Annotated in this window: 22 protein-coding genes; 15 read left to right on the top strand and 7 right to left on the bottom strand. The window is 59.8% G+C overall.

Annotation, left to right across the window (positions count from 1 at the left end; all coding sequences use genetic code 11):
* Nucleotides 1-8 precede the first annotated feature (8 nt).
* Both KFS80_RS16765 and KFS80_RS16760 read left to right on the top strand, forming a co-directional pair.
* Nucleotides 9-254: a GlsB/YeaQ/YmgE family stress response membrane protein gene (locus tag KFS80_RS16765; RefSeq protein WP_016772475.1), complete on the top strand. Its 246-nt coding sequence runs from the start codon at nt 9-11 to the stop codon at nt 252-254.
* Between the two features lie 93 nt (nt 255-347).
* Entirely contained in the window at nt 348-884 is a 537-nt protein-coding gene (locus KFS80_RS16760; protein WP_007920225.1) for a DUF3299 domain-containing protein, read from the top strand.
* Nucleotides 885-967: 83 nt separating this feature from the next.
* Here KFS80_RS16760 and KFS80_RS16755 read toward each other — a convergent pair whose 3' ends face one another.
* The gene (locus KFS80_RS16755) at nt 968-1,867 is read right to left on the bottom strand and encodes a D-hexose-6-phosphate mutarotase (RefSeq protein WP_212545376.1); all 900 of its coding nucleotides are present in this window, start codon (nt 1,865-1,867) and stop codon (nt 968-970) included.
* Nucleotides 1,868-1,924: 57 nt separating this feature from the next.
* Entirely contained in the window at nt 1,925-2,329 is a 405-nt protein-coding gene (locus KFS80_RS16750; protein ID WP_003229628.1) for an acyl-CoA thioesterase, read from the bottom strand.
* A gap of 376 nt (nt 2,330-2,705) precedes the next feature.
* Between KFS80_RS16750 and KFS80_RS16745 the strand changes: the two genes are divergently transcribed.
* The 8 genes from KFS80_RS16745 (at nt 2,706) to KFS80_RS16710 (ending at nt 13,570) form a co-directional block, all read left to right on the top strand.
* Nucleotides 2,706-4,004, top strand: coding sequence for an MFS transporter (locus KFS80_RS16745; protein WP_212545375.1), 1,299 nt, complete (start codon nt 2,706-2,708; stop codon nt 4,002-4,004).
* 240 nt (nt 4,005-4,244) lie between these two features.
* A complete protein-coding gene (locus tag KFS80_RS16740; protein ID WP_034152107.1) occupies nt 4,245-5,246 on the top strand; it encodes a phosphate ABC transporter substrate-binding protein PstS in 1,002 nt (333 codons plus the stop codon).
* A gap of 553 nt (nt 5,247-5,799) precedes the next feature.
* Complete coding sequence (locus KFS80_RS16735; RefSeq protein ID WP_212545486.1) at nt 5,800-7,833, top strand: ABC transporter permease subunit; 2,034 nt, start codon at nt 5,800-5,802, stop codon at nt 7,831-7,833.
* Nucleotides 7,834-7,849: 16 nt separating this feature from the next.
* A complete protein-coding gene (gene pstA, locus KFS80_RS16730; RefSeq protein ID WP_159814466.1) occupies nt 7,850-9,520 on the top strand; it encodes a phosphate ABC transporter permease PstA in 1,671 nt (556 codons plus the stop codon).
* Between the two features lie 160 nt (nt 9,521-9,680).
* Nucleotides 9,681-10,514 (top strand): phosphate ABC transporter ATP-binding protein PstB, encoded by an 834-nt coding sequence (gene pstB / locus KFS80_RS16725; protein WP_008078766.1) that lies wholly within the window; start codon nt 9,681-9,683, stop codon nt 10,512-10,514.
* A 125-nt stretch (nt 10,515-10,639) separates the two neighbouring features.
* Nucleotides 10,640-11,401 (top strand): phosphate signaling complex protein PhoU, encoded by a 762-nt coding sequence (gene phoU / locus KFS80_RS16720; RefSeq protein WP_053125136.1) that lies wholly within the window; start codon nt 10,640-10,642, stop codon nt 11,399-11,401.
* A 164-nt stretch (nt 11,402-11,565) separates the two neighbouring features.
* A complete protein-coding gene (locus tag KFS80_RS16715; protein WP_212545374.1) occupies nt 11,566-12,471 on the top strand; it encodes a response regulator in 906 nt (301 codons plus the stop codon).
* A gap of 202 nt (nt 12,472-12,673) precedes the next feature.
* A complete protein-coding gene (locus tag KFS80_RS16710; protein WP_212545373.1) occupies nt 12,674-13,570 on the top strand; it encodes a peptidoglycan DD-metalloendopeptidase family protein in 897 nt (298 codons plus the stop codon).
* A gap of 170 nt (nt 13,571-13,740) precedes the next feature.
* On the opposite strand, the gene KFS80_RS16705 is transcribed toward KFS80_RS16710, so the two are convergent.
* The 3 genes from KFS80_RS16705 to phoB all read right to left on the bottom strand — a co-directional run bounded on the left by KFS80_RS16705 (nt 13,741) and on the right by phoB (nt 17,319).
* Complete coding sequence (locus KFS80_RS16705) at nt 13,741-15,081, bottom strand: hemolysin family protein (protein ID WP_053125129.1); 1,341 nt, start codon at nt 15,079-15,081, stop codon at nt 13,741-13,743.
* A 123-nt stretch (nt 15,082-15,204) separates the two neighbouring features.
* Nucleotides 15,205-16,491, bottom strand: a complete 1,287-nt coding sequence (gene phoR / locus KFS80_RS16700; protein WP_218959328.1) for a phosphate regulon sensor histidine kinase PhoR — start codon at nt 16,489-16,491, stop codon at nt 15,205-15,207.
* 138 nt (nt 16,492-16,629) lie between these two features.
* Nucleotides 16,630-17,319: a phosphate regulon transcriptional regulator PhoB gene (phoB, locus tag KFS80_RS16695; RefSeq protein WP_007896474.1), complete on the bottom strand. Its 690-nt coding sequence runs from the start codon at nt 17,317-17,319 to the stop codon at nt 16,630-16,632.
* 151 nt (nt 17,320-17,470) lie between these two features.
* On the opposite strand from phoB, the gene KFS80_RS16690 reads away from it, so the two are divergent.
* Nucleotides 17,471-17,854 (top strand): COG4315 family predicted lipoprotein, encoded by a 384-nt coding sequence (locus KFS80_RS16690; protein WP_212545371.1) that lies wholly within the window; start codon nt 17,471-17,473, stop codon nt 17,852-17,854.
* A gap of 114 nt (nt 17,855-17,968) precedes the next feature.
* Here KFS80_RS16690 and ubiA read toward each other — a convergent pair whose 3' ends face one another.
* Both ubiA and KFS80_RS16680 read right to left on the bottom strand, forming a co-directional pair.
* Complete coding sequence (ubiA, locus tag KFS80_RS16685) at nt 17,969-18,859, bottom strand: 4-hydroxybenzoate octaprenyltransferase (protein ID WP_212545370.1); 891 nt, start codon at nt 18,857-18,859, stop codon at nt 17,969-17,971.
* Entirely contained in the window at nt 18,859-19,419 is a 561-nt protein-coding gene (locus KFS80_RS16680) for a chorismate--pyruvate lyase family protein (protein ID WP_053125121.1), read from the bottom strand. Before KFS80_RS16680 ends, ubiA begins: the two co-directional genes overlap by 1 nt.
* Before the next feature lie 201 nt (nt 19,420-19,620).
* Between KFS80_RS16680 and KFS80_RS16675 the strand changes: the two genes are divergently transcribed.
* The 4 genes from KFS80_RS16675 to tssA all read left to right on the top strand — a co-directional run bounded on the left by KFS80_RS16675 (nt 19,621) and on the right by tssA (nt 23,630).
* Nucleotides 19,621-19,788 (top strand): rubredoxin, encoded by a 168-nt coding sequence (locus KFS80_RS16675; RefSeq protein ID WP_007954349.1) that lies wholly within the window; start codon nt 19,621-19,623, stop codon nt 19,786-19,788.
* A gap of 21 nt (nt 19,789-19,809) precedes the next feature.
* A complete protein-coding gene (locus KFS80_RS16670) occupies nt 19,810-20,958 on the top strand; it encodes an NAD(P)/FAD-dependent oxidoreductase (protein ID WP_159814451.1) in 1,149 nt (382 codons plus the stop codon).
* Nucleotides 20,959-21,150: 192 nt separating this feature from the next.
* Nucleotides 21,151-21,426 carry an HU family DNA-binding protein gene (locus KFS80_RS16665; RefSeq protein WP_003213368.1) on the top strand — a complete coding sequence of 92 codons (276 nt, stop codon included), beginning with the start codon at nt 21,151-21,153 and terminating at the stop codon, nt 21,424-21,426.
* A gap of 641 nt (nt 21,427-22,067) precedes the next feature.
* A complete protein-coding gene (gene tssA / locus KFS80_RS16660; protein ID WP_212545369.1) occupies nt 22,068-23,630 on the top strand; it encodes a type VI secretion system protein TssA in 1,563 nt (520 codons plus the stop codon).
* The last annotated feature ends 15 nt before the right edge of the window (nt 23,631-23,645 follow it).

Genomic DNA, 23,645 nt, shown 5'->3' with positions numbered 1-23,645 from the left:
GAATTGCCATGGGAATTATCGGAACCATCTTTATCGGCTTGATCGTCGGCCTGCTGGCTCGGTTCCTGAAACCGGGCGATGACAGCATGGGCTGGATCATGACCATCCTGCTCGGTATCGGCGGTTCGCTGGCGGCCACTTATGGCGGCCAGGCTCTGGGCATTTATCAGGCGGGCGAGGGCGCAGGCTTCCTCGGCGCACTGGTCGGTGCAGTCGTGTTGCTGGTGATCTACGGCCTGATCAAAAAGAACTGATCCAAAGCGACAAAGTCCTCTCTGCCAACGCGGCAGGGAGGGCTAGAATGCTCGGCGATTCAACGTTCCTTCCTTTCTATACCGAGCACCTTCATGCGCCGTCTTCTGTTGACTCTCCTTTTCCTGGGCAGCGGTTTGGCCCACGCCGGCGAACTGCCGGAAACCGACTGGCTCGAACTGATGCCAAAGTCGGATCAAAAGGCCCTCGAGGCCATGCCTGAAATCGACCACAACTCCCCGGAAGCCACCGGCACCTTCACCGAGAAGGGCGGGATGAAGCAGGCCAAAGGTCTGCCGGCGGTGATGTATTCGACCAAGACCGTGGCGTCGATGAACGACAAACACATCCGCATCGGTGGTTACCCGGTGCCGCTGGAGTCTGACGCCAAGGGCCGCAGCACGTTGTTCTTCCTCGTGCCGTATCCGGGCGCCTGCATCCACGTGCCGCCACCGCCACCGAATCAACTGGTGCTGGTGCGTTATCCGAAGGGTTTGAAGCTGGATGACATTTACACGCCGCTGTGGGTGACCGGCACGCTGAAAGTCGAGAAGGTCAGCAATGACCTGGCTGACGCAGCGTATGCGCTGGAAGCCGATAAGGTGCGGGTGGTGCAGGAATCTGATCTCTAAAGCAAAAGATCGCAGCCTTCGGCAGCTCCTACAGGGATATGCATTCCAATGCAGGAGCTGCCGAAGGCTACGATCTTTTGATCTTAAAGCGGTTTGCTGGCGACACTGACGCCCATGGTATGGCTCGCACCCGGTGCGAGCGTGACGATGTCATCCATCACGTTCGCCGTCTCGATGCACAGCATGCGCTGCCAGCCATCGTTATCCATATCCGCCAACGCTGCCGCGCGATCGATCCACGGGTTCCAGATCACTGCCGTGCGCGAGCCGGTGGCGGTCAGCAGAATGCGCCGCTCCCAAGTCGGGTCGACGATGCTCAGTTGTGGTGGCGCGTCGAGGTAGATGCGGTCAGTTTCCCCGGCAAACTGCAGGTCACCTTGCTGGCTGTTGGTTTTCCAGTCATCCAGCGTCTCGATGTACTTCAAGCCATCGACGCCGTCGACGTGCACATTGCGCACATCACTGACCGCGAAATAGGTGTGCAGCGCCTGGCTCAGGCTGACGGTGTCACTGCCACGGTTGTGGCTGGTCAGGCTGAAACTCAGTTGCTCGGACAAGTGCAGAGTCAGGGTCAGATCGACCTGATGCGGCCAGCCCGGCAGGCCGCCTTCGGGATAAGGCAGTTTAAATTCGACCTTGATACCGTTGCTTTCGGCTTCGATACCGCCCAGTTCCCAATCCATCGCCCGCACCAGACCGTGCGCGGGTGCCGGTTGCTCACCGGTGTACATGGCCTGCACGCTCTGCGGGTTGCGTTCGAACTTGCCGAACCACGGCCAGCACACCGGCACGCCGGCGCGGATGCTCTTGCCAGTCTTGAACACTGCCTTATCGTTGAGCCAGATGATCGGCGGCTGGCCATCGATCTGATAACTGAGGATGTGCGCGCCTTGCTGGGCCACCAGCACTTCGGCCTGACCGTGGCGGATGCGCCAGCAGTTCAGTTCATCCAGTTTCACGGCTTCAACGTTGGGCGTGTTCATCGGACAGCTCTCAATCAGTAACAAGGACAACTATCGACCGTAAAACGGCCGCGAGGTTTAGCGCGCGCGCGGCGGCACCGAGCGAGTGCGACCGCTGCCGTCGATGGCGACGAAGACGAAAACCGCTTCGGTCACTTTACGCCACTCGCTGGACAGCGGGTCGTCGCTCCACACTTCGACCATCATCTGGATCGAGCTGCGGCCGATTTCCAGGGTCTGCGTATAAAAGGACAATTGCGCGCCGACAGCGACGGGCACGAGAAACGCCATGCGGTCGATGGCAACGGTAGCGACGCGGCCACCGGCAACACGGCTGGCCATCGCGGTGCCGGCCAAATCCATCTGCGCCACCAGCCAGCCGCCGAAAATATCGCCAAAGCCGTTGGTTTCACGCGGGAGTGCGGTGATTTGCAAGGCCAGGTCGCCTTGCGGGATCGGATCTTCTTGTTCGAGCTCTATCATGCCGAGGGTGCCTCTGACCCGTGACTCATCGTTGGTATTGCTGGTGGTAGCCGTCTTCGGGAAAAACGATTCAGCACCGAACATACTACGTTCGTCACGTTTTCCATCAGGCGCCTAAGGAGAAACTCTGCGAAACCGGCTAATCCCGAGCAAAGGCCGGGCCAACGACGTTTTCGCACAGCAACCCCCTACAAACCGGAGCAGGTTGCGAGTATATCGGTCGGTAGACTCCACGACGACCATCGGGTTCTCATTTCGACCGTCAAATACGCGCCTCTATGTGCTTTTTCGAACAATTTGCTATGGTGCCGAACCTGCCCAAGCCACCGCCAGCGTTGTTGTGGCGGCAGATCCGACTATAAGAGAAGCCCTTGCCATGACCACAGCGCCTTCGAGCCTCGCGCAGCCCGAGCAACCCGCACGACCGTTGACCCGCAATGACTACAAGACTCTGTCGCTGTCCGCCCTCGGTGGCGCGCTGGAATTCTACGATTTCATCATCTTCGTCTTCTTCGCCACCGTGGTTGGCAAGCTGTTCTTCCCCGCCGACATGCCCGAGTGGCTGCGTCTGATGCAGACCTTCGGCATCTTCGCCGCCGGCTACCTCGCGCGGCCGTTGGGCGGCATCGTCATGGCGCACTTCGGCGACCTGCTGGGGCGCAAGAAGATGTTCACCCTGAGCATTTTCATGATGGCCGTGCCGACCCTGATCATGGGGCTGCTGCCAACGTATGCGCAGATCGGCATGTGGGCACCGATCCTGCTGCTGGTGATGCGCGTGATTCAGGGCGCGGCCATCGGTGGGGAAGTGCCGGGCGCGTGGGTCTTCGTTTCCGAACACGTCCCGCAAAAGCACATGGGTTACGCCTGCGGCACCCTCACCAGCGGCCTGACCGCCGGCATCCTGCTCGGCTCGCTGGTCGCCACCGCGATCAACAGCATTTATACGCCTGCCGAAGTGTCCGATTACGCCTGGCGGATCCCGTTCCTGCTCGGCGGTGTGTTCGGCCTGTTCTCGGTTTACCTGCGCCGCTGGCTGCACGAAACCCCGGTGTTCGCCGAACTGCAACAACGTAAAGCCTTGGCTGAAGAAGTGCCGCTGCGTGCGGTGCTGCGCGACCATCGCGGCGCGATTGCGATCTCGATGCTGCTGACCTGGTTGCTCTCCGCCGGCATCGTCGTGGTCATTCTGATGACCCCGACCGTGCTGCAAACGGTCTATCACTTCACCCCGACCGAGTCGCTGCAATCGAACAGTCTGGCGATCGTGTTCCTGAGCATCGGCTGCATCATTTCCGGCGCATTGGCGGATCGCTTTGGTGCCGGCCGCGTGTTTGTGTTCGGTTGCCTGGGCCTGCTGATCAGCTCGTGGACGTTCTATCACAGCCTCGCCGATCACCCGAACTGGCTGTTCCCGCTGTATGCGCTGACCGGTTTCCTGGTCGGCACCATTGGTGCGGTGCCGTATGTGATGGTGAAAGCGTTTCCGCCGGTGGTGCGCTTCAGCGGCTTGTCGTTCTCGTACAACGTGGCTTACGCGATCTTTGGCGGTTTGACCCCGATGGTGGTGAGTTTGCTGCTGAAGGAAAGCGCGATGGGGCCTGCTTATTATGTGGCGGTGCTGTGCGTGATGGGGATGCTGGTGGGGGCGTGGCTCTGGAAGAAGGGGCGCTGATTTCCCCTGCCGCCTGATCGTTCCCACGCTCCGCGTGGGAATGCATCCCGTGACGCTCCGCCTCACCTCTCAAATGCGGACGCAAAGCGTCCATGGCGGCGTTCCCACGCAGAGCGTGGGAACGATCTGTCGCGACATGCTGGCCTTTCATCCAATTGTCATATTTCAGCCATAGAGTGTTCACACGGCCTGCTGATACTTGGCCCCGACTTAACACACCCTATCTGCTAGGAGTAAGGCATGAAACTGAAGCGTTTGATGGCGGCAATGACTTTTGTCGCTGCTGGCGTTGCGACTGCCAACGCGTTCGCCGCTGTTGACCCTGCTATCCCGAGCTACACCAAGACCACTGGTGTGTCGGGCAACCTGTCCAGCGTCGGCTCCGATACCCTGGCCAACCTCATGACCCTCTGGGCTGAGAACTACAAAAAAGAATACCCGAACGTAAACATCCAGATTCAGGCCGCTGGCTCCGCCACTGCGCCACCTGCGCTGACTGAAGGCACCTCCAACCTGGGCCCGATGAGTCGCAAGATGAAGGACACCGAACTGGCTGCTTTCGAGCAGAAGTACGGCTACAAGCCAACCGCTATCCCGGTGGCTGTGGATGCCCTGGCTGTGTTCGTGCACAAGGACAACCCGATCCAGCACCTGACCATGGAACAGGTTGATGCGATCTTCTCGTCGACCCGTCTGTGCGGCGCCAAAGCCGACGTGAAAACCTGGGGCGACCTGGGCGTGACCGGCGACCTGGCCAACAAGCCAGTTCAGCTGTTCGGTCGTAACTCGGTATCCGGCACCTACGGCTACTTCAAAGAAGAAGCCCTGTGCAAAGGCGACTACAAACCAAACGTTAACGAACAACCAGGTTCGGCGTCGGTTGTGCAGTCGATCAGCTCCTCGCTGAACGGCATCGGTTACTCGGGCATCGGTTACAAAACCGCCAGCGTGAAAACCGTTGCTCTGTCGAAGAAGGGCAGCACTGACTTCATCGAAGACACCGAAGAAAACGCCCTGAACGGCAAGTACCCGCTGTCGCGTTTCCTCTACGTTTACGTCAACAAAGCCCCGAACAAGCCTCTGGCTCCGCTGGAAGCTGAGTTCGTGAAACTGGTGCTGTCGAAACAGGGCCAGGAAGTTGTGGTGAAAGACGGCTACATCCCGCTGCCAGCCAAAGTTGCTGCAAAAGCACTGGCTGACCTCGGTCTGCAAGAAGGCGGCGCTGAAGTCGCAAAGAAGTAACCCCGTAGATCCGGGCTAATCCCCGGATCTGCAGGAACCCCTGTAGGAGCTGTCGAGTGAAACGAGGCTGCGATCTTTTGATCTGGCCTCTGACTGCAAGATCAAAAGATCGCAGCCTCGGTTCCCTCGTCAGCTCCTACACAGGTTTCAAACGTTTCCGTTACAGCAGGTTTCAGGCGGGCCCCACAGGACACCGCGAACCTTCGAATTCTTCGATCCTCCTCCAGTACCCGCTGGCGGTGGATTTGGTGCGTCACTGCATTGTCATCTTTCTGTCATACAGGATCGCTAGGGTGTGCGCATGAATGATCTGGCCAATTCCCCAATGACTACGACTTCCCCTCCCAAGCGCATTGATTTCAATACGCCTGAGCTGCAACGCAAGCGCCGCATTCGCGCGCTCAAGGATCGCTTCACCCGTTGGTACGTCCTCGTTGGCGGCCTGGCGGTGCTGGCAGCCATCACCCTGATCTTCTTCTTTCTCGCCTACGTGGTTGCGCCGCTGTTCAAGGGTGCCGACCTGACCGCGAAAGATGCGATCACCCCCGCCTGGATGCAGGACGCGGGCAAGCCGCTGATGATTTCGCTCGAAGAGCAGAATCAGGTGGCCATGCGCGTGTCCGACAAGGGTCAGGCGCTGTTCTTTGATATCGACAGTGGCGCTGAATTGAAGCGCGTCGATCTGCCGGTTCCGGCCGGCACCACCGTGACCTCGCTGGGTGAAGATCAGCCGGGTCATCCGTTGGTGGCCGTGGGCCTGTCCAACGGTCAGGCGCTGGTGTTCCGTCACACCTATAAAGTCAGCTACCCCGATGGCAAGAAAACCATCACCCCGGCCATCGAATATCCGTACGGCGAGACGCCGATTGCGCTGAACGAAAGCGGCGGTGCGCTGGAGCACGTCAGCCTGAACGCCAGCGACACCACGCTGATGCTGGTGGGCTCGACCGGTTCGCAACTGAATGTTCTGTCGCTGACCAGCGAAGAAAACATGATGACCGGCGAAGTCACCAACGAGCAGAAGCGTATCGATCTGCCGCAGATGACCGAGTCGGTGAAAAACATCTTCGTCGACCCACGCCAGCAATGGCTGTACGTGGTCAACGGGCGTGCTCAGGCCGACGTGTTCAGCCTGCGCGACAAGAGCCTCAACGGTCGCTACAAACTGCTCGAAGACGGCGACGCTGAAGTCACCGCTTCCACTCAGTTGGTCGGTGGTATCTCGCTGATCATTGGCGACTCCAAGGGCGGTCTGGCACAGTGGTTCATGGCGCGTGACCCGGATGGCGAACAGCGTCTGAAGCAGATTCGCACCTTCCAGATGGGCACCACGCCGATCGTTGAAATCACCGCCGAAGAGCGTCGCAAAGGCTTCCTCGCGCTGGATGCCAGCGGCAAGCTCGGCGTGTTCCACAGCACCGCGCACCGCACGCTGTTGGTCGATCAAGTGGTAGAAGGTCAGGGCCTGTTCGGTCTGTCGCCACGCGCCAACCGTGTAATCGTCGAAGCCGGCGGCAAGCTGCAACCGCTGCTGCTCGACAACCCGCACCCGGAAGTGTCGTGGAGCGCGCTGTGGAGCAAGGTCTGGTACGAGAACTACGACGAGCCTAAATACGTCTGGCAATCGACCGCGGCCAACACCGATTTCGAACCGAAACTGAGCCTCTCGCCACTGACCTTCGGCACCCTGAAAGCCGCGTTCTACGCGATGCTGCTGGCGGCGCCGCTGGCTGTTGCTGCTGCGATCTACACCGCTTACTTCATGGCTCCGGGCATGCGCCGCAAGGTCAAGCCGGTGATCGAACTGATGGAAGCGATGCCGACGGTGATCCTCGGTTTCTTCGCTGGCCTGTTCTTGGCGCCATATGTAGAAGGTCATTTGCCGGGCATCTTCAGTCTGCTGATGTTGTTGCCGATCGGCATTCTGGTCGCCGGTTTCACCTTCAGCCGTCTGCCTGAGTCGATTCGTCTGCGAGTCCCGGATGGCTGGGAAAGTGCGCTGCTGATTCCAGTGATTCTGTTCGTGGGTTGGCTGTCGCTGTACATGAGTCCGTTCATGGAGAACTGGTTCTTCGGCGGCGACATGCGCATGTGGATCTCCCACGACCTCGGCATCACCTACGACCAACGCAACGCTTTGGTGGTCGGTCTGGCCATGGGTTTTGCGGTCATCCCGAACATCTACTCGATTGCTGAAGACGCCGTGTTCAGCGTGCCGCGCGGTCTTACCCTTGGCTCGTTGGCCCTCGGTGCCACACCGTGGCAGACCATGACTCGCGTGGTGATCCTGACTGCCAGCCCGGGGATCTTCTCGGCGCTGATGATCGGCATGGGCCGTGCGGTCGGCGAAACCATGATCGTGCTGATGGCCACCGGTAACACCCCGGTCATGGAAATGAACCTGTTCGAAGGCCTGCGTACCTTGGCTGCCAACGTCGCGGTGGAAATGCCCGAGTCGGAAGTCGGCGGCAGCCACTACCGCGTGCTGTTCCTCTCGGCGCTGGTGCTGTTGTTGTTCACCTTCGTCATGAACACCCTGGCAGAACTGATTCGTCAGCGTCTGCGCAAGAAATACTCGTCGCTTTAAGCAAAGGTAGAAGTCTGTGAAACAGAACTCCCTGAAAGGATGGTTCAAGAGCGGCGCCCCCGGCGTCTGGATCAGCGGTGGCGCGGTGTCCATCGCGGTCATCATGACTATTGGCCTGTTGGCAGTGATTGCCGTGCGCGGTCTGGGTCATTTCTGGCCGGCGGATCTGGTGCATGCCAGCTACGACGTGCCGGGCCAGGCCCAGCATCTGGTCGTTGGCGAAGTGGTACAGAAAGAAGAAGTGCCGCGTGCCCGCCTGAAGAGCGCCGGTTTGCCGGTGCCGGACGTTGGCCCGGAATTCATGACCCGCGAGCTGATCAAGGTCGGCAACCGTGACTTGAACGGCAACGACTTCACCTGGATCGTCGGCGACTGGCTGACCAACCAGACCACGCCGCCGGAGTTGATGGCGATCGAACGTCGCGAGTGGGGTAACTTCTACGGCTACCTGGTCAACGTCAAACAGGATGGCAAGGTTATCGCCGAGGGCGAAGCTGCCTGGCCTGAGCTGCAAGCGCGGATCAACCGTGTGAACGGCCTGGCGGCACAACTGAAATCGCTGGAAAAAACCGACATCGGTGCGATCAACGCAGGGCTGGAACGCATCCGTCTGCATGGTCGCAAACTGGAACTGGAAGGCAAGCTCGACGCCACCGCACAAGCGGACATGGAATCCGAGCGCGCCGAGCTGAACGCGCGTTATCAGGATATCGAAGCGCGTCTGGCCGATCTGCATGCGCAGTTCAACCGTGATGCGCTGACCGCTCGTGATGCCAACGGCAAAGAGATTGAAATCGGTCTGGGCAAAGTGGTTCACGCCTACCAGCCGAACGCGATGAGCACGTTCACCAAGGTCGGTTTCTACTTCAGCAAGATCTGGGAATTCCTTTCGGATGACCCGCGTGAAGCGAACACCGAAGGCGGGATTTTCCCGGCGATCTTCGGCACCGTGATGATGACGTTGATCATGGCGATGATCGTCACCCCGTTCGGCGTGCTGGCAGCGGTGTACCTGCGTGAATACGCCAAACAGAACACCCTGACGCGGATCATCCGTATCGCGGTGAACAACCTCGCCGGCGTGCCAGCGATCGTTTACGGCGTGTTCGGTCTGGGCTTCTTCGTTTACGTACTCGGGGGTTCGGTCGACCGTTTGTTCTTCCCTGAAGCACTGCCGGCACCGACCTTTGGTACACCGGGTTTGCTCTGGGCCTCGTTGACCCTGGCGCTGCTGGCGGTGCCGGTGGTGATCGTCGCGACTGAAGAAGGTCTGGCGCGTATTCCGCGTACCGTGCGTGAAGGTTCGCTGGCGCTGGGCGCGACCAAGGCTGAAACCTTGTGGAAGATCGTGATCCCGATGGCCAGCCCGGCGATGATGACCGGCATGATCCTCGCCGTGGCCCGCGCCGCCGGTGAAGTGGCGCCGCTGATGCTGGTGGGTGTGGTGAAACTGGCGCCGTCGCTGCCGGTGGACGGCAACTACCCGTACCTGCACCTCGATCAGAAGATCATGCACTTGGGCTTCCACATTTATGACGTCGGCTTCCAGAGCCCGAACGTCGAAGCGGCGCGCCCGCTGGTGTACGCCACGGCGCTGTTGCTGGTGCTGGTGATCGCCACGTTGAACCTGTCGGCGGTGTATATCCGCAACCACCTGCGCGAAAAATACAAAGCACTGGATAGCTGATTAACGCCTCTCTCTGTAGGAGCAAGGCTTGCCCGCGATGGCGTCATCAAAATCGCCTTCGCCAGCAAGCTGTGCTCCTACAGAGAGCGGTATCACCGCTGACCCATGTTGTGAGGTCAGCGGCCAACCGAACCAAATTTGTTAGCACAGGGAGCCTCCCATGCAGCACGAAGCACATACCCACGGCATCAACATGTCCGCCCTGGGCCGCGACAAGCAGAGCCTCAACCTCGAACAGGAAACTGTGGCCATCGAAGTACCGGGCCTGAGCCTGTACTACGGCGACAAACAAGCGCTGTTCGACGTCAGCATGAACATTCCGAAGCAGCGCGTGACTGCCTTCATCGGCCCGTCCGGCTGCGGTAAATCGACGCTGCTGCGCACCTTCAACCGCATGAACGATCTGGTTGACGGCTGCCGCGTAGAAGGCGCGATCAACCTGTACGGCAACAACATCTATCGCAAAGGCGAAGACGTCGCTGAACTGCGTCGTCGCGTCGGCATGGTGTTTCAGAAGCCGAATCCGTTCCCGAAAACCATCTACGAAAACGTGGTCTACGGCCTGCGCATTCAAGGCATCAACAAGAAGCGCATCCTCGACGAAGCGGTCGAGTGGGCGTTGAAAGGCGCGGCACTGTGGGACGAGGTCAAAGACCGTCTGCACGAGTCGGCACTTGGCCTTTCCGGTGGTCAGCAACAACGTCTGGTGATCGCCCGTACCATCGCGGTTGAGCCGGAAGTGCTGCTGCTCGACGAACCGTGCTCGGCCCTCGACCCGATCTCGACCCTCAAGGTTGAAGAGCTGATCTACGAGCTGAAATCCAAGTTCACCATCGTCATCGTCACGCACAACATGCAACAGGCCGCGCGGGTTTCGGATTACACGGCGTTCATGTACATGGGCAAACTGGTGGAGTTCGGCGACACCGACACCCTGTTCACCAATCCGGCGAAGAAGCAGACCGAAGACTACATCACCGGTCGATACGGCTGATTGAAGCAGCTGCGAGCGGCAAGCTTCAAGCGGCAAGTTAGAAGCGAAGCGGCATGGATCACCACATAACAGCTTGCAGCTTGTAGCTTGCAGCTCTTGGTTAAACGCTTTTTCGGAGCGAATGCATGATTTCCAAAGAAGGCCTCACTCATCACATCTCTGCGCAGTTCAACGCTGAGCTTGAGGAAGTGCGCAGCCACCTCCTGGCCATGGGCGGGCTGGTCGAGAAGCAGGTCAACGACGCGGTGACCGCGCTGATCGAGGCCGACTCCGGTCTGGCTCAGCAGGTGCGCGAGATCGATGACCAGATCAACCAGATGGAACGCAACATCGACGAAGAATGCCTGCGCATTCTTGCCCGTCGTCAGCCGGCGGCGTCCGATTTGCGTCTGATCATCAGCATCTCCAAGTCGGTGATCGACCTCGAGCGAATCGGCGACGAAGCGACCAAGATCGCTCGCCGCGCGATTCAGTTGTGCGAAGAAGGTGAGGCGCCACGCGGTTACGTCGAGGTTCGCCACATCGGCGACCAGGTGCGCAACATGGTGCGCGATGCGCTGGACGCGTTCGCCCGTTTCGACGCCGATCTGGCGTTGTCGGTGGCGCAGTACGACAAGATCATCGACCGCGAATACAAAACCGCCCTGCGTGAGCTGGCGACTTACATGATGGAAGATCCGCGCTCTATCTCGCGCGTGTTGAGCATCATCTGGGTGCTGCGTTCGCTGGAGCGCATCGGCGACCACGCGCGCAACATCTCCGAGCTGGTGATTTACCTGGTGCGCGGCACCGACGTGCGTCACATGGGCCTCAAGCGCATGAAGGAAGAAGTTCAAGGCACAAGCGGCGAAACCGCTAATGTTCCGGACGTTGCTGACGATAAGTAAGATTGCCTGAGTAAAGCGCCCGGCCCTTTGGCCGGGCGTTTTCGTTTACAGCTTTCGATAAAAAAGCAGCACCCGCGAACGAAAAGTCCCGGCGTGACTGAAGAGTTTTGGCAATGTGCCATCAGCCAGCGTTATGCTTGCCGGGATTTTAATAGGGGTGTTGGATGAGCAAGATCAGTGTGTTGGTCGTGGACGACGCGTCGTTCATTCGTGACCTGGTGAAAAAGTGCCTGCGCAATTACTTCCCGGGGATCCGCACCGAGGACGCCATCAACGGCAAAAAGGCTCAGGCCATGCTGACCAAGGAAGCGTTCGACCTGGTGCTGTGCGACTGGGAAATGCCGGAAATGTCCGGCCTCGAACTGCTGACCTGGTGTCGCGAGCAAGACAACCTGAAAACCATGCCCTTCATCATGGTCACCAGCCGTGGCGATAAAGAGAACGTGGTGCAGGCGATTCAGGCCGGCGTTTCCGGCTACGTCAGCAAACCGTTCACCAATGAGCAACTGCTGACCAAGGTCAAACAGGCCCTGAACAAGATCGGCAAGCTCGACGCCCTGATGAACAGCGCCCCGACCAAGATGAACTCGGCATTCGGCAACGATTCCCTGAGCGCATTGACCGGCGGTAAAGCGCCCGTGGTTGCAGCACCTGCCCCGGCAGCTGCACCGGCTCGCGGTTTGCTCAACAGCCCGCCCGTCAAAGCACCTGCCGCTTCGGCAGCGCCAAGCGGTGGTCGTGGGCATGGCCAGTTGCGGCTGCCGAGCGGCACGCAGCAATGCGTGATCAAAGCGTTGAGCCTCAAGGAAGCGCTGCTGGTGGTGAAGCGCAGCGAGAACCTGCCGCAGATCCTCGACAGCGCGGTGCTCGATCTGGAGCAGGGCGACAATGCCGAGATCGCCCGCCTCAATGGCTACCTGCACGCGGTGGTCGCGCATGAGCAGAAGCCCGACAGCGAATGGCTGCAACTGACCTTCCGCTTCGTCGATCAGGACGCACAGAAGCTCGACTACATCTCCCGCCTGATCGCGCGTGGCACGGCGCAGAAGCACTTCATCCCCGGCGCGTAATCTTCAGCGCCTGAAACCGCCTTCGCGAGCAAGCTTTGCTCCTACAAATGCGATGCTCAGTAGGAGCAAAGCTTGCTCGCGAAGAGGCCGCTGAACGCACCACTCATCCCCCGAAACAGCCAAATTGAAACATCTGTCGACTCCCCCGGTCTGTTTCACCTGCTAGGCTCTTTTCAGGCCTTCCTTCGACAGACTCTTGCCCATGTTCGCGCGCCTGCTGTTTCTCTGTGGTCTCCTCCTGGCCTCTACCTCGGCTGTGGCCGTTACTGTCTACAAATCCACCGATGCCAACGGTGTGGTCTCGTACAGCGACCGCCCGAGCAAAGGCGCGAAGGAGTTCGTATTTCAGGATCGCATGGTCGAGCACCTGGAGCGTCAGGTGTACCTCGACATCAAGAAGCAGAAGGGCGGTGACGTGGTGTTCGTGCGCAACGATCTGTACGCGCCGGTCGAGATCGCGCTGGCGTTTATCAGCCTGAGCAACGTGCGCGGTGCGCCGGCAAAAGCCATCCGTCGGGTGCTGCCGGCGCGCAGCAAAACCCGGATGGCAATGTTGACGCCGATAGCCGCTGGCCAACCGCTGCAATACTCACCGCAGTTTCAATATTCCCTCGGCAACCCCGTTGGCGTCGCGCAGAGCTATCGCTATCCGCTACCGTGGCGCGGCGGGCCGTTTCGCTTGAGTCAGGGCGCTGAGGGGCAGTACAGCCACTTCGGGCCGAAGAATCGTTACGCGATGGACATCGCCATGCCGGTGGGTACGCCAATCATCGCGGCGCGCGCGGGGGTTGTGGTGAAGGTCGAAAACTCACAGAGCGGTCGCGGCACCGACCCGTCCGGCAACTTCGTGCGCGTGTTGCACAATGACGGGACGATGGGTGTGTACCTGCATTTGAAGCAAGGTTCGGTGAGCGTCAGGGAAGGGCAGCAGGTGACGGTCGGCAGTCCGTTGGCGCTGTCCGGCAACACCGGTAACAGCAGCGGCCCGCATTTGCACTTTGTGGTGCAGCGCAATACGGGGCAGGGGCTGGTATCGATTCCGTATCAGTTCAACCAGCCACTGGGCGCGTTGCCCAACTTTGCGTTGGGCAAACAGTGAAGGCAGAGGAAATCAACTGTGGCGAGGGGATTTATCCCCGATGGGCTGCGAAGCAGCCCCAAATCCTACAACCTCGCCAAACCTGACAAACCGCATTTGCTGGCTTGGGGAGGGCTGCGCCCTCCATCGGGGATAAATCCCCTCGCCACAAAAGCCGCGCGCCATCCTGATCAATCCAGCATCAACACCTTCGCCAGCACAATCTTCGGGCCTTTCATCTTTTTAATGATGATCCGCAGGCCTTCGACTTCAAGCACTTCTTCCTCTTCCGGCACGCGGTTGAGGGTTTCATAGACCAGGCCGGCGAGGGTCTCCGCTTCGATGTGATCGAGGTCGATGCCCAGCAGACGCTCCACCTTGAACAACGGCGTGTCGCCACGCACCAGCAGCTTGCCCGGCTGATAGGCGAGGATGCCGCGTTCAGCCTTGCGGTGTTCGTCCTGAATGTCGCCGACCAGCACTTCCAGCACGTCTTCCATGGTCAGGTAGCCGATGATGTTGCCGTCAGCCTCCTCGACCACGGCGAAGTGCGAGCCGCCCTTGCGGAACTGCTCCAGCAACTGCGACAGCGGCATATGGCGCGACACGCGCTCCAGCGGACGGGTCAGTTCAGCCAGGTTGAACGACTCGGGAATGTGATCCAGCGCCGCCAGTTCCAGCAGCAGATCCTTGATGTGCAGCAGGCCGACGAACTCCTGACGCTCGCTGTCGTACACCGGATAACGGCTGAACTTGTGGCGACGGAACATCGCCAGAATTTCCTTCAGCGGCGCGTTGAATTCCAGCGAGATCAGGTCTTCGCGGGAGTTGGCCCAGTCGACCACTTCCAGCTCGCCCATTTCCACCGCCGATGCCAGCACACGCATGCCTTGGTCGCTGGGGTTCTGGCCACGGCTGGAGTGCAGAATCAGTTTCAGTTCTTCGCGGCTGTAATGGTGTTCGTGGTGCGGGCCGGGTTCGCCCTGGCCGGCGATGCGCAGAATCGCGTTGGCGCTGGCGTTGAGCAGGTAAATGGCCGGGTACATCGCCCAGTAGAACAGGTACAGCGGCACCGCCGTCCACAGCGACAGCAGCTCCGGTTTGCGGATCGCCCACGACTTGGGGGCCAGCTCGCCGACGACGATGTGCAGGTACGAAATGATGAAGAACGCGGTGAAGAACGAGACGCCTTTGACGACCTCGGCCGATTGCACACCGACCGCGCTCAGCAGCGGCTCAAGAATGTGCGCGAACGCCGGCTCACCGACCCAGCCCAGGCCCAGGGAGGCGAGGGTGATACCGAGCTGACACGCCGAGAGGTACGCATCGAGCTGACTGTGTACGGTGCGCAGGATATGCCCGCGCCAGCCGTTCTGTTCAGCGATGGCCTCGACGCGGGTCGAGCGCAGTTTGACCATGGCGAATTCCGCCGCAACGAAAAAGCCGTTGAGCAAAACCAGGATCAGAGCAAAAAGGATCATGCCGAAATCGGCAAATATTGTTGCGAGGGACAAGCCAGGGGAAGGGTCCATGATGGAGTTTTGCGGGTTCCGTATGATTCAAAAAAAGGTAAAAGCCGCGCCTGAAAGGCAGGCACAAGTCAGCCAATGTAGCGGCTGACCGGGCGATTGCCTAGTGGCGCGTGCCGGGCGGCATCATTCGCTGGCGCTGATCGCCCGTGCATGTGCCACCTGAGCCGGGGCGAAATGGCAGGTGAACGTGCTGCCGTGGCCGGGCACGCTGCTGATCTCCATCCGTGCACGGTGGCGCAGCAACACGTGTTTGACGATGGCCAGGCCCAGCCCGGTGCCGCCGGTGTTGGAGTTGCGGCTGGAGTCGACGCGGTAGAAACGTTCGGTCAGGCGCGGCAGGTGTTTGCTGTCGATGCCGATCCCGGAATCCTGCACGCTCAGGTGCGCGCCTTGATCGTCGCCCGACCAGCGAATGCGGATATTGCCCTCGGCCGGGGTGTACTTCACCGCGTTGAACACCAGATTGGAAAACGCGCTGCGCAACTCCGCCTCGCTGCCCTTGAGCAAAATGCTCGCATCGGCTTCGAGGGTGATGTGCTGGTTTTTCGCGCCGGACAATTGCTGCGCATCGCTTTTGATCGATTGCAGCAACGTGTCGATCTGCACTGGCTGGTTGTCCGACGGGTAATCGGTGGCTTCCAGTTTCGCCAGCAGCAACAGGTCGTTGAGCAGCGTCTGCATGCGCCCGCCTTGTTGCTGCATTTGCTGCAGGGCTCGGCTCCAGCGCGGGTTCACCTCTTCGACGTTGTCGAGCAGGGTTTCCAGATAGCCGCAGATCACCGTCAGCGGTGTGCGCAGTTCGTGGGAAACGTTGGCGATGAAGTCTTTGCGCATCTGTTCCAGCTGATGGATGCGCGTGACGTCGCGCACCAGCATCAAGTGTTCATTGTTGCCGTAGCGGGTGATGTACAGCTGAATGCGCAGGCGATCATTGGTCGGCGAAGGGATTTCCAGCGGCTCGGCGTAGCTGTCTTGCTCGAAGTACTCCTTGAAGCGCGGATGGCGCACCAGGTTGGTCACCGGTTGGCCGCTGTCCTGCGGGGTCTTCAGACCCAGCAGGGTTTCCGCCGCGCGGTTCCACCATTCCAGATTACCGTCGCTGTCGAGCATGATCACCGCGTCTTTCAGCGCGGCGGTGGATTCCTGAACCCGGTCGATCACCGCTTGCAGACGCCCGCGTACGCGTTGGTCGCGGCGTTGCAGGTGATAGATGCTGTCGAACACCTCACCCCACAGGCCATAGCCATCGGGCGGTGCTTCATCGGGTTGGTGCAGGCGCAGCCATTCATGCAGCCGCAGCAACTGCTTGAGCGTCCAGGCCAGATAAATACCCAGACCTGCAGCAAGGCTCCAGCCGTAATAGCCGGTGATCAGGCCGATCACCAGGCAGGCGGTGACCAGCAACAGCATGTGGCGAATCAGGGTGCCATGCCAGTTTTGATTCACGGAGCGTCCTTAACGCAGCTTCGAGTTTCAAGCCACAAGCTTCAAGCTAAAGCGGATCGGCTTCAACTTGCCGCTTGTAGCTAGACGCTTGCAGCTGCTGTTTTATGCCTTGGTGGAAAACCGGTAGCCAGTGCCGCGCACGGTTTGTACCAGATTTTCGTAGGCGTCGCCGAGGGCCTTGCGCAGGCGGCGGATGTGCACGTCAACGGTGCGCTCTTCAACATAGACGTTGCCGCCCCAGACCTGATCCAGCAACTGGCCACGGGTGTAGGCGCGTTCCTGGTGGGTCATGAAGAATTGCAGCAGACGGTATTCGGTCGGGCCCATCTCGGCCGGTTTGCCGTCGATGGTCACGCGGTGGCTGATCGGGTCGAGCAGCAAGCCACCGACTTCAATCGGCGCTTCGCCATCGGTCGGGCCGGCGCGGCGCAACACGGCTTTGAGGCGGGCGACCAGTTCACGCGGGGAAAACGGTTTGGTGATGTAGTCGTCGGCACCGACTTCCAGACCCTGGATCTTGTTGTCCTCTTCGCCCTTGGCGGTGAGCATGATGATCGGGATATCCCCGGTCAGCTCGTCACGCTTGAGGCGGCGGGCCAGCTCGATGCCGGACGTGCCTGGCAGCATCCAGTCGAGCAGGATCAGATCCGGCTTGCGGTCGACAATGATGGCGTGCGCCTGCTGCGAGTTCTCTGCCTCGAGGCAGTCATAGCCGGCCATTTCCAACGCAACGGCGATCATTTCGCGAATGGGCGCTTCGTCGTCGACGATCAGAATGCTCCTGCCAACCATGCCTTAATCCTCTTGTCATTTAACTGTCTTGCGCCGCATTAGATAACGGAATTATTGCAGTCGTGTGACAGTATTTTAGTCGCCCGGCGATTAGCGCGATCCTGAACTAAGCTTTAAGTCCGAATCCTGACAACCACAAAAGAAGGTTTCCATGACTCAAATGACTGTTTCTTTCAAAGCGCTGATGCTTGCCGCTGCCCTGGCATTGCCATCGATGGCATTCGCCGCCGACCCGGCGATGGAAAAGGACGGCATGTACACCGATCACAAGGGCATGACCCTGTACACCTTCGCCAAGGACTCTGCGGGCAAGTCGATGTGCAATGACAAGTGCGCGACGAACTGGCCGCCGTTGATGGCGACGGCGGGTGACAAGTCGATGGGGGACTGGACTGTCATCAAGCGTGACGATGGCAAGATGCAGTGGGCCTACCAAGGCATGCCGCTGTACACCTTCGTGATGGACAAAAAGGCCGGAGACATGACCGGTGACGGCAAAATGGACGGCGCCTGGAAAGTCGCCAAAGCCAAATAACCGCAAATCCCCCTGTGGGAGCGGGCTTGCTCGCGAAAGCGTCGTGTCAGTCACCCTCATCGTTAACTGACACTCCGCCTTCGCGAGCAAGCCCGCTCCCACAGGTGTGGATGTTTAGCGCAATGCGTAATCCAGCACGATCCCGACGAATATCGCCAACCCGGCCCAATGGTTGTGCAAAAACGCCCTGAAGCAGCGCATCCGGTCGCGATCCCGCGTGTACCAGAACTCCCACGCGTAGCAACCGGCAGCGACCAGCAAACCAAGGTGAAACCACGTCCCCAACTCAAACTTCGCCCCCGCCAGCAACAGGCAGCCCAACGACAACGCCTGCAAACTCAGGATGATCACCCGATCCGCTTCGCCAAACAGAATCGCCGTCGACTTCACGCCGATCTTTAAATCGTCGTCGCGGTCGGTCATCGCGTAATAGGTGTCGTAACCCACCGTCCACAGCAGATTGGCGATCCACAGCAGCCACGCCGCCGCCGGCAGCTCTCCCGTCTCCGCAGTGAACGCCATCGGCATGCCCCACGAGAACGCCGCGCCCAGCACCACCTGTGGGTAATAGGTGTAGCGCTTCATGAACGGGTAAGTGAACGCCAGCGCCAGACCGCCCAGCGACAACCAGATGGTCGGCGCGTTGGTGCACAGCACCAGCAGAAAACTCACGCCCATCAACAGCGCAAAAAACACCAGCGCTTCTTTCGAACTGATCCTGCCGGCCGCCAGTGGCCGTTGCGCGGTGCGTTTGACGTGGCCGTCGACCTTGCGATCGGCCCAGTCGTTGATCACGCAGCCGCCGGCGCGGGTGAGGATTACGCCGAGGACAAAAATCACCACGTTGGCCAGCGATGGCGAGCCTTTGCCGGCAATCCACAGCGCCCACAGCGTCGGCCACAGCAGCAGGTAAATGCCGATCGGCTTGTCCATCCGGGTTAGCTGAATGAAATCCCAGGCGCGCGGGTTCAAACGGTTCAGGGACTTGAGCAGGCTCTGATACATCAGCAGTTCTCCGGATGGGCGCGGGCGGTGCGCCACAGGCTCGGCAGGAAGATTTCCGCGACCAGCACGCTCAGCGCGCCACGGTCGAAACGCGAACGACGGCCCCACAGTGCGGGCGCCTTGGCGGCGGGCGGCAGCCATTCTTCAGGGTAGTGGCAGACTTCGAGTGCGCGGCGCTGGAACGCCTGATCGCAAAACAGCAATTCGCCCAGCGAGCGGCTGCCGAGTTCGTCCATGTGCAAACCGTCGCCCTGCAACGCGGCGCGCGAAGCGACGCTGCGGGCGAACACCCAAGCCTCGCCATGGCCGCGCAAATACACCTCGCGCACCCAGCCTTCACTGCCTGCGGCCAGATCCAGCGCCGCGCATTCGTCGGCACGCAGGGTGTCCCAGCCTTCGAACAGGGGCGTCACGCTAAAGCCGTCGTTAGACAAACGGGTGAGTCGGCGGGTCAGGGAGCCTTCGTCGAACAGCCAGTCGAGGGTCAACGAATCGGGGAGGGGCGTCAGTCGGCTTTGAGTCAGCCAGAGCGGGGCCGGGGAGGAATTTGTCTGTTGCACAATGAGTCATTATTGGCCGCAAATGAGGCGGCGAGCTTACCATGGCGAGCTGCGATATTGAGCGATCCGGGTCGCCGTTGCGCCGAACAGGCTTGCATCTGCGCGGCTCCATCAGTACAAAACGCGCTGAGCCGGACGGCAGCGCAACACCCATCGACCGTCCGCGCCGGCAAAAGCCTGAACCCCTGAGGAAGTACCTGAATGAAAAAGTGGCAATGTGTGGTCTGCGGCCTGATCTACAACGAAGCCGACGGCTGGCCGGATGACGGCATCGCGCCGGGCACTCTGTGGCAGGACGTGCCGGAAGACTGGCTGTGCCCGGACTGCGGCGTCGGCAAAATGGACTTCGAAATGATCGAAATCAACTAAGTAAATCCAAAGGAGTAAGGCATGAGCGCACCTGTCGTCATCATCGGCACCGGCCTGGCGGGCTATAACCTCGCCCGGGAATTTCGCAAGCTCGACAGCGAAACTCCGCTGCTGTTGATTACCGCCGATGACGGCCGCTCTTACTCCAAACCGATGCTCTCCACCGGTTTCGGCAAAAACAAAGACGCCGATGGCCTGAGCATGGCCGAGCCGGGCGTCATGGCCGAGCAATTGAAAGCCGAAGTGCGCACCCACACGCGCATCAGCGGTATCGATGCTGGCCACAAGCGTCTGTGGATCGGCGAAGAAGCTGTCAGCTATCGCGATCTGATCCTCGCTTGGGGCGCGGAAACCGTGCGCGTGCCGGTCGAAGGCGATGGCGCCGAACTGGTGTTCCCGATCAATGATCTCGAAGACTACGCGCGATTCCGTGCCGCGGCCGCCGGCAAGCGCCGCGTGCTGCTGCTCGGCGCCGGTCTGATTGGCTGCGAATTCGCCAACGACCTGATCCTTGGCGGCTATGAAGTGCAACTGGTTGCGCCGTGCGAGCAGGTCATGCCGACCTTGCTGCACCCGGCCGCCGCCGCCGCCGTGCAGGCTGGACTGGAAAGTCTCGGCGCCAAATTCCACCTCGGCCCGGTACTCACCCGTTTGCAGAAAGTCGCTGAGGGTCTGGAGGCGCACCTCTCCGACGGTCAGGTCATCGCCTGCGATGTGGTGGTCTCGGCCATCGGTCTGCGCCCGCGCATCGATCTGGCGGCAGCTGCCGGCGTGCAGGTCAATCGCGGTGTCGTGGTTGATCGCCATTTGAAGACGTCCCACGCCAATATCTACGCCTTGGGCGATTGCGCCGAGGTCGATGGGCTGAATCTGTTGTACGTAATGCCCCTCATGAGCTGTGCGCGTGCGCTGGCACAAACCCTGGCGGGAAACCCTACAGCGGTAACCTACGGCCCTATGCCCATCACCGTGAAAACCCCGGTGTGCCCGTTGGTTGTTTCGCCGCCGCCACGCGGTAGCGAAGGCGTCTGGACGGTCGAAGGGCAGGGCGCCGACGTCAAAGCGCTGTGCCATAACGCAGACGGCCAGTTGCTCGGTTATGCGCTGACGGGCGCGGCGGTGATGGAAAAACTCGCCCTGAACAAACAGCTTCCAGCCTTGCTGGCGTAAATACCGGTCGTTCTGTCGGAATCACCCCGCTTTTGCCCCCACAAAGATCCGGGTGAGACTGGCGCAGGCTTTAACCGCGTGCCATCCTCACTCCCGTCTGCCGCAGAGTAGAGCACCTGCGGCGCCTTGGGCGCTGTTCCAACGAGGACAGCACGGACATAACAACAAAAAACCGTCAAAGGGGCTTCACTAATGCGTAAACCAGAACTCGCCGCTGCAATCGCTGAAAAAGCAGATCTGACCAAAGAACAGGCCAACCGCGTTCTCAACGCCGTTCTCGAAGAAATCACCGGCGCTCTGCACCGCAAGGACAGCGTCACGCTGGTGGGCTTCGGCACCTTCCTGCAACGCCACCGCGGCGCCCGTACCGGCAAAAATCCGCAAACCGGCGAGCCGGTGAAAATCAAGGCCAGCAACACCGTTGCGTTCAAGCCAGGCAAATCGTTGAAAGACAGCGTCAATCCATAATTGCAACGAACTCCCTGAATAATGGGGAGAACGGTTGCGGAAAAATGGGCATACCGATTGAATCGGATGCCCATTTTTTATGCCTGATGGTTTCTACATATCGTTGTATGGCGATCGCCATTAATACTCTTGCAACAATATGCACATTGTATGCAATCCACTCGGCCGATAATCCCTTCTATATAAAAGCCATCATTGTGATGGCACTTTTTTAATTGTCTGTTGTCACGCGGCGTTTAATTGAAACAGCAATGAAGTATTTCAGAATTTTCCTACATCGGGATTTTTCAAAACTTGTCATGCTCCGCTCTGCTTCCGGCGACTCGTTCGGCTCTTGTTTTCAAGGGAGCTGGCGACCGCTCTGGATCGACGCTTTGCGGCCGGTTCGACCAGGGCGATGCTATTAAAATGGCATCGGGGATTCCCTGACGGAATATAGGGAAACCTCCTACGTGATTTAAAGAACACTTCGTCTTGTTGTTTAATCAGATGCTTGCTAGTGGCCATCATAGTGATTACGATGCGCGCACTTGAAAGAGCACAAACTCAATTGGATGAGTCCCGTACCCGCTCTTCGATACTGTCCCGCGCCGATGCAATTCCAATAGGCGCATGACCGTAATCCTTAATAAAGGCCATGGATGTCCTACTCAAGCAAACTTTCCGCTCATTACCTCGAACTCGCAAAAGTCTCTGTTTCCAAAGAGAATTTCGCGGGCGAAGACGTTCGTTTTTCGAGCGAATTCGAGGCATTGGAAAGCGAACTGAGCAAAGCCTCGTCGATGCACGAAAGCGGGCAGATCGACTGGCTGAAAATCCGCGAAAACAGCGAAAACCTGCTGCGTACCCAATCCAAGGATTTGCGTGTCGGCGCCTGGCTGACCTGGTCGTTGTACCAGCGTGAATCCTTCCCCGGGCTGCTGGCCGGCCTCGGTTTGCTGCACCATCTGTCGGAAAACAACTGGGCCGACGTCCACCCGCTCAAACCCCGCACCCGTGCCGCCGCCATCGGCTGGCTGGTGCCGCGTCTTGAGCAGGTCATTACCGAAAACATCGCGATCAAAGAGCAGTTGCCGATGTTCCGGCAGCTCTCCGATCACCTGACTGGTCTTGAAGCCGCTTGCGCCGAGCACCTGGGCGATGAATCGCCGCTGCTGCTGCCGATCTCCCGTCGCCTGAAAACCATGATCCAGCGCGCTGCCGACAATCAGCCGGCCCCCGGTGTGGTGGGCGCAGCGGTGGCGCAGGTCAAGCAGGCCGCGACCCAGTTGCTCACTCCCGGCGCGCCGATCGACAACGAAAAAGACGCGCACAAAGCATTGCGCGCCCAGCAAGACAGCGCTCGCCCGTTGTGTGCCTGGTGGCTCAAACAGAAAGCCACCGACCTGCGCGCCTTGCGCCTCAACCGTACGCTGTTGTGGATGACCATCGACGCGGTGCCTGAGCGCAACGCCGAGCAGATCACCATGCTGCGCGGCCTGCCGGTCGACAAGCTCAAGCTCTATCAGGATCGCTTCGATCAGGGCAAATACGCGGATTTGCTGGTGGAACTGGAGGCGAGCCTGGCGAAGGCGCCGTTCTGGTTCGATGGCCAGAGGATGGTCTGGGAATGTCTCCAGAACCTCAACGCCGAGCTGGCCATGCGCGAAGTGGAAATCCACTTCGCGCTTTTGGTTCAGCGGCTGCCCGGCATTATCGAACTGCGTTTCCATGACGGCGCACCGTTTGCCGATCCCGCCACACGCGCGTGGATCGCCGCTAACGTCATGCCGCATCTGCAAAGCGCCAGCGCGCCGCGCAAGGTCGAAAGCGACAACGTCGAAACCCAGCCTGCCTGGGAAAAAGCCCTTGAAGAGGTGCTGCCGATTCTGCGCAAGGAAGGCCTCAAGCCTGCCGTGCAGATTCTCAAGCAAGGACTGCAAGCCGCCCAAGGCGGGCGCGTGCGGTTCTTCTGGCAGTTCGCCCTCGCACGGCTGTGCTTCATGGCCAAGAAATACGAACTGGCCAAGAACCAGCTGGAAACCCTCGATCAGACATTACAGGACTCAGGCCTGCACGCCTGGGAGCCCGATCTTGCATTGGAAGTGCTGCATTTACTGCATAGCTGCTGCGAGTTGTTGCCGCAGAACCATGCCGTACGTGAACGCAAGGAAGAGATTTATCGCAGGCTGTGCCACCTCGATCTCGAAGTGGTACTCGAATAGGCCCCAGGGCCACAA

Origin of the sequence: Pseudomonas rustica (genome assembly GCF_018336155.1) — a bacterium.
Taxonomy (GTDB): Bacteria; Pseudomonadota; Gammaproteobacteria; order Pseudomonadales; family Pseudomonadaceae; genus Aquipseudomonas; species Aquipseudomonas rustica.
Note: the sequence above shows the minus strand (reverse complement) of the source record. Positions and strands in the feature narration are given on the sequence as shown.

What these genes read in the sequence shown, in the direction of transcription:
- KFS80_RS16765 (WP_016772475.1), top strand. Translation starts at nt 9, where the DNA reads ATGGGAATTATCGGAACCATCTTTATCGGCTTGATCGTCGGCCTGCTG.
- KFS80_RS16760 (WP_007920225.1), top strand. Translation starts at nt 348, where the DNA reads ATGCGCCGTCTTCTGTTGACTCTCCTTTTCCTGGGCAGCGGTTTGGCC.
- KFS80_RS16755 (WP_212545376.1), bottom strand. Translation starts at nt 1,867, where the DNA reads ATGAACACGCCCAACGTTGAAGCCGTGAAACTGGATGAACTGAACTGC.
- KFS80_RS16750 (WP_003229628.1), bottom strand. Translation starts at nt 2,329, where the DNA reads ATGATAGAGCTCGAACAAGAAGATCCGATCCCGCAAGGCGACCTGGCC.
- KFS80_RS16745 (WP_212545375.1), top strand. Translation starts at nt 2,706, where the DNA reads ATGACCACAGCGCCTTCGAGCCTCGCGCAGCCCGAGCAACCCGCACGA.
- KFS80_RS16740 (WP_034152107.1), top strand. Translation starts at nt 4,245, where the DNA reads ATGAAACTGAAGCGTTTGATGGCGGCAATGACTTTTGTCGCTGCTGGC.
- KFS80_RS16735 (WP_212545486.1), top strand. Translation starts at nt 5,800, where the DNA reads ATGCAGGACGCGGGCAAGCCGCTGATGATTTCGCTCGAAGAGCAGAAT.
- pstB (WP_008078766.1), top strand. Translation starts at nt 9,681, where the DNA reads ATGCAGCACGAAGCACATACCCACGGCATCAACATGTCCGCCCTGGGC.
- phoU (WP_053125136.1), top strand. Translation starts at nt 10,640, where the DNA reads ATGATTTCCAAAGAAGGCCTCACTCATCACATCTCTGCGCAGTTCAAC.
- KFS80_RS16715 (WP_212545374.1), top strand. Translation starts at nt 11,566, where the DNA reads ATGAGCAAGATCAGTGTGTTGGTCGTGGACGACGCGTCGTTCATTCGT.
- KFS80_RS16710 (WP_212545373.1), top strand. Translation starts at nt 12,674, where the DNA reads ATGTTCGCGCGCCTGCTGTTTCTCTGTGGTCTCCTCCTGGCCTCTACC.
- KFS80_RS16705 (WP_053125129.1), bottom strand. Translation starts at nt 15,081, where the DNA reads ATGGACCCTTCCCCTGGCTTGTCCCTCGCAACAATATTTGCCGATTTC.
- phoR (WP_218959328.1), bottom strand. Translation starts at nt 16,491, where the DNA reads ATGCTGTTGCTGGTCACCGCCTGCCTGGTGATCGGCCTGATCACCGGC.
- phoB (WP_007896474.1), bottom strand. Translation starts at nt 17,319, where the DNA reads ATGGTTGGCAGGAGCATTCTGATCGTCGACGACGAAGCGCCCATTCGC.
- KFS80_RS16690 (WP_212545371.1), top strand. Translation starts at nt 17,471, where the DNA reads ATGACTCAAATGACTGTTTCTTTCAAAGCGCTGATGCTTGCCGCTGCC.
- ubiA (WP_212545370.1), bottom strand. Translation starts at nt 18,859, where the DNA reads ATGTATCAGAGCCTGCTCAAGTCCCTGAACCGTTTGAACCCGCGCGCC.
- KFS80_RS16675 (WP_007954349.1), top strand. Translation starts at nt 19,621, where the DNA reads ATGAAAAAGTGGCAATGTGTGGTCTGCGGCCTGATCTACAACGAAGCC.
- KFS80_RS16670 (WP_159814451.1), top strand. Translation starts at nt 19,810, where the DNA reads ATGAGCGCACCTGTCGTCATCATCGGCACCGGCCTGGCGGGCTATAAC.
- KFS80_RS16665 (WP_003213368.1), top strand. Translation starts at nt 21,151, where the DNA reads ATGCGTAAACCAGAACTCGCCGCTGCAATCGCTGAAAAAGCAGATCTG.
- tssA (WP_212545369.1), top strand. Translation starts at nt 22,068, where the DNA reads ATGTCCTACTCAAGCAAACTTTCCGCTCATTACCTCGAACTCGCAAAA.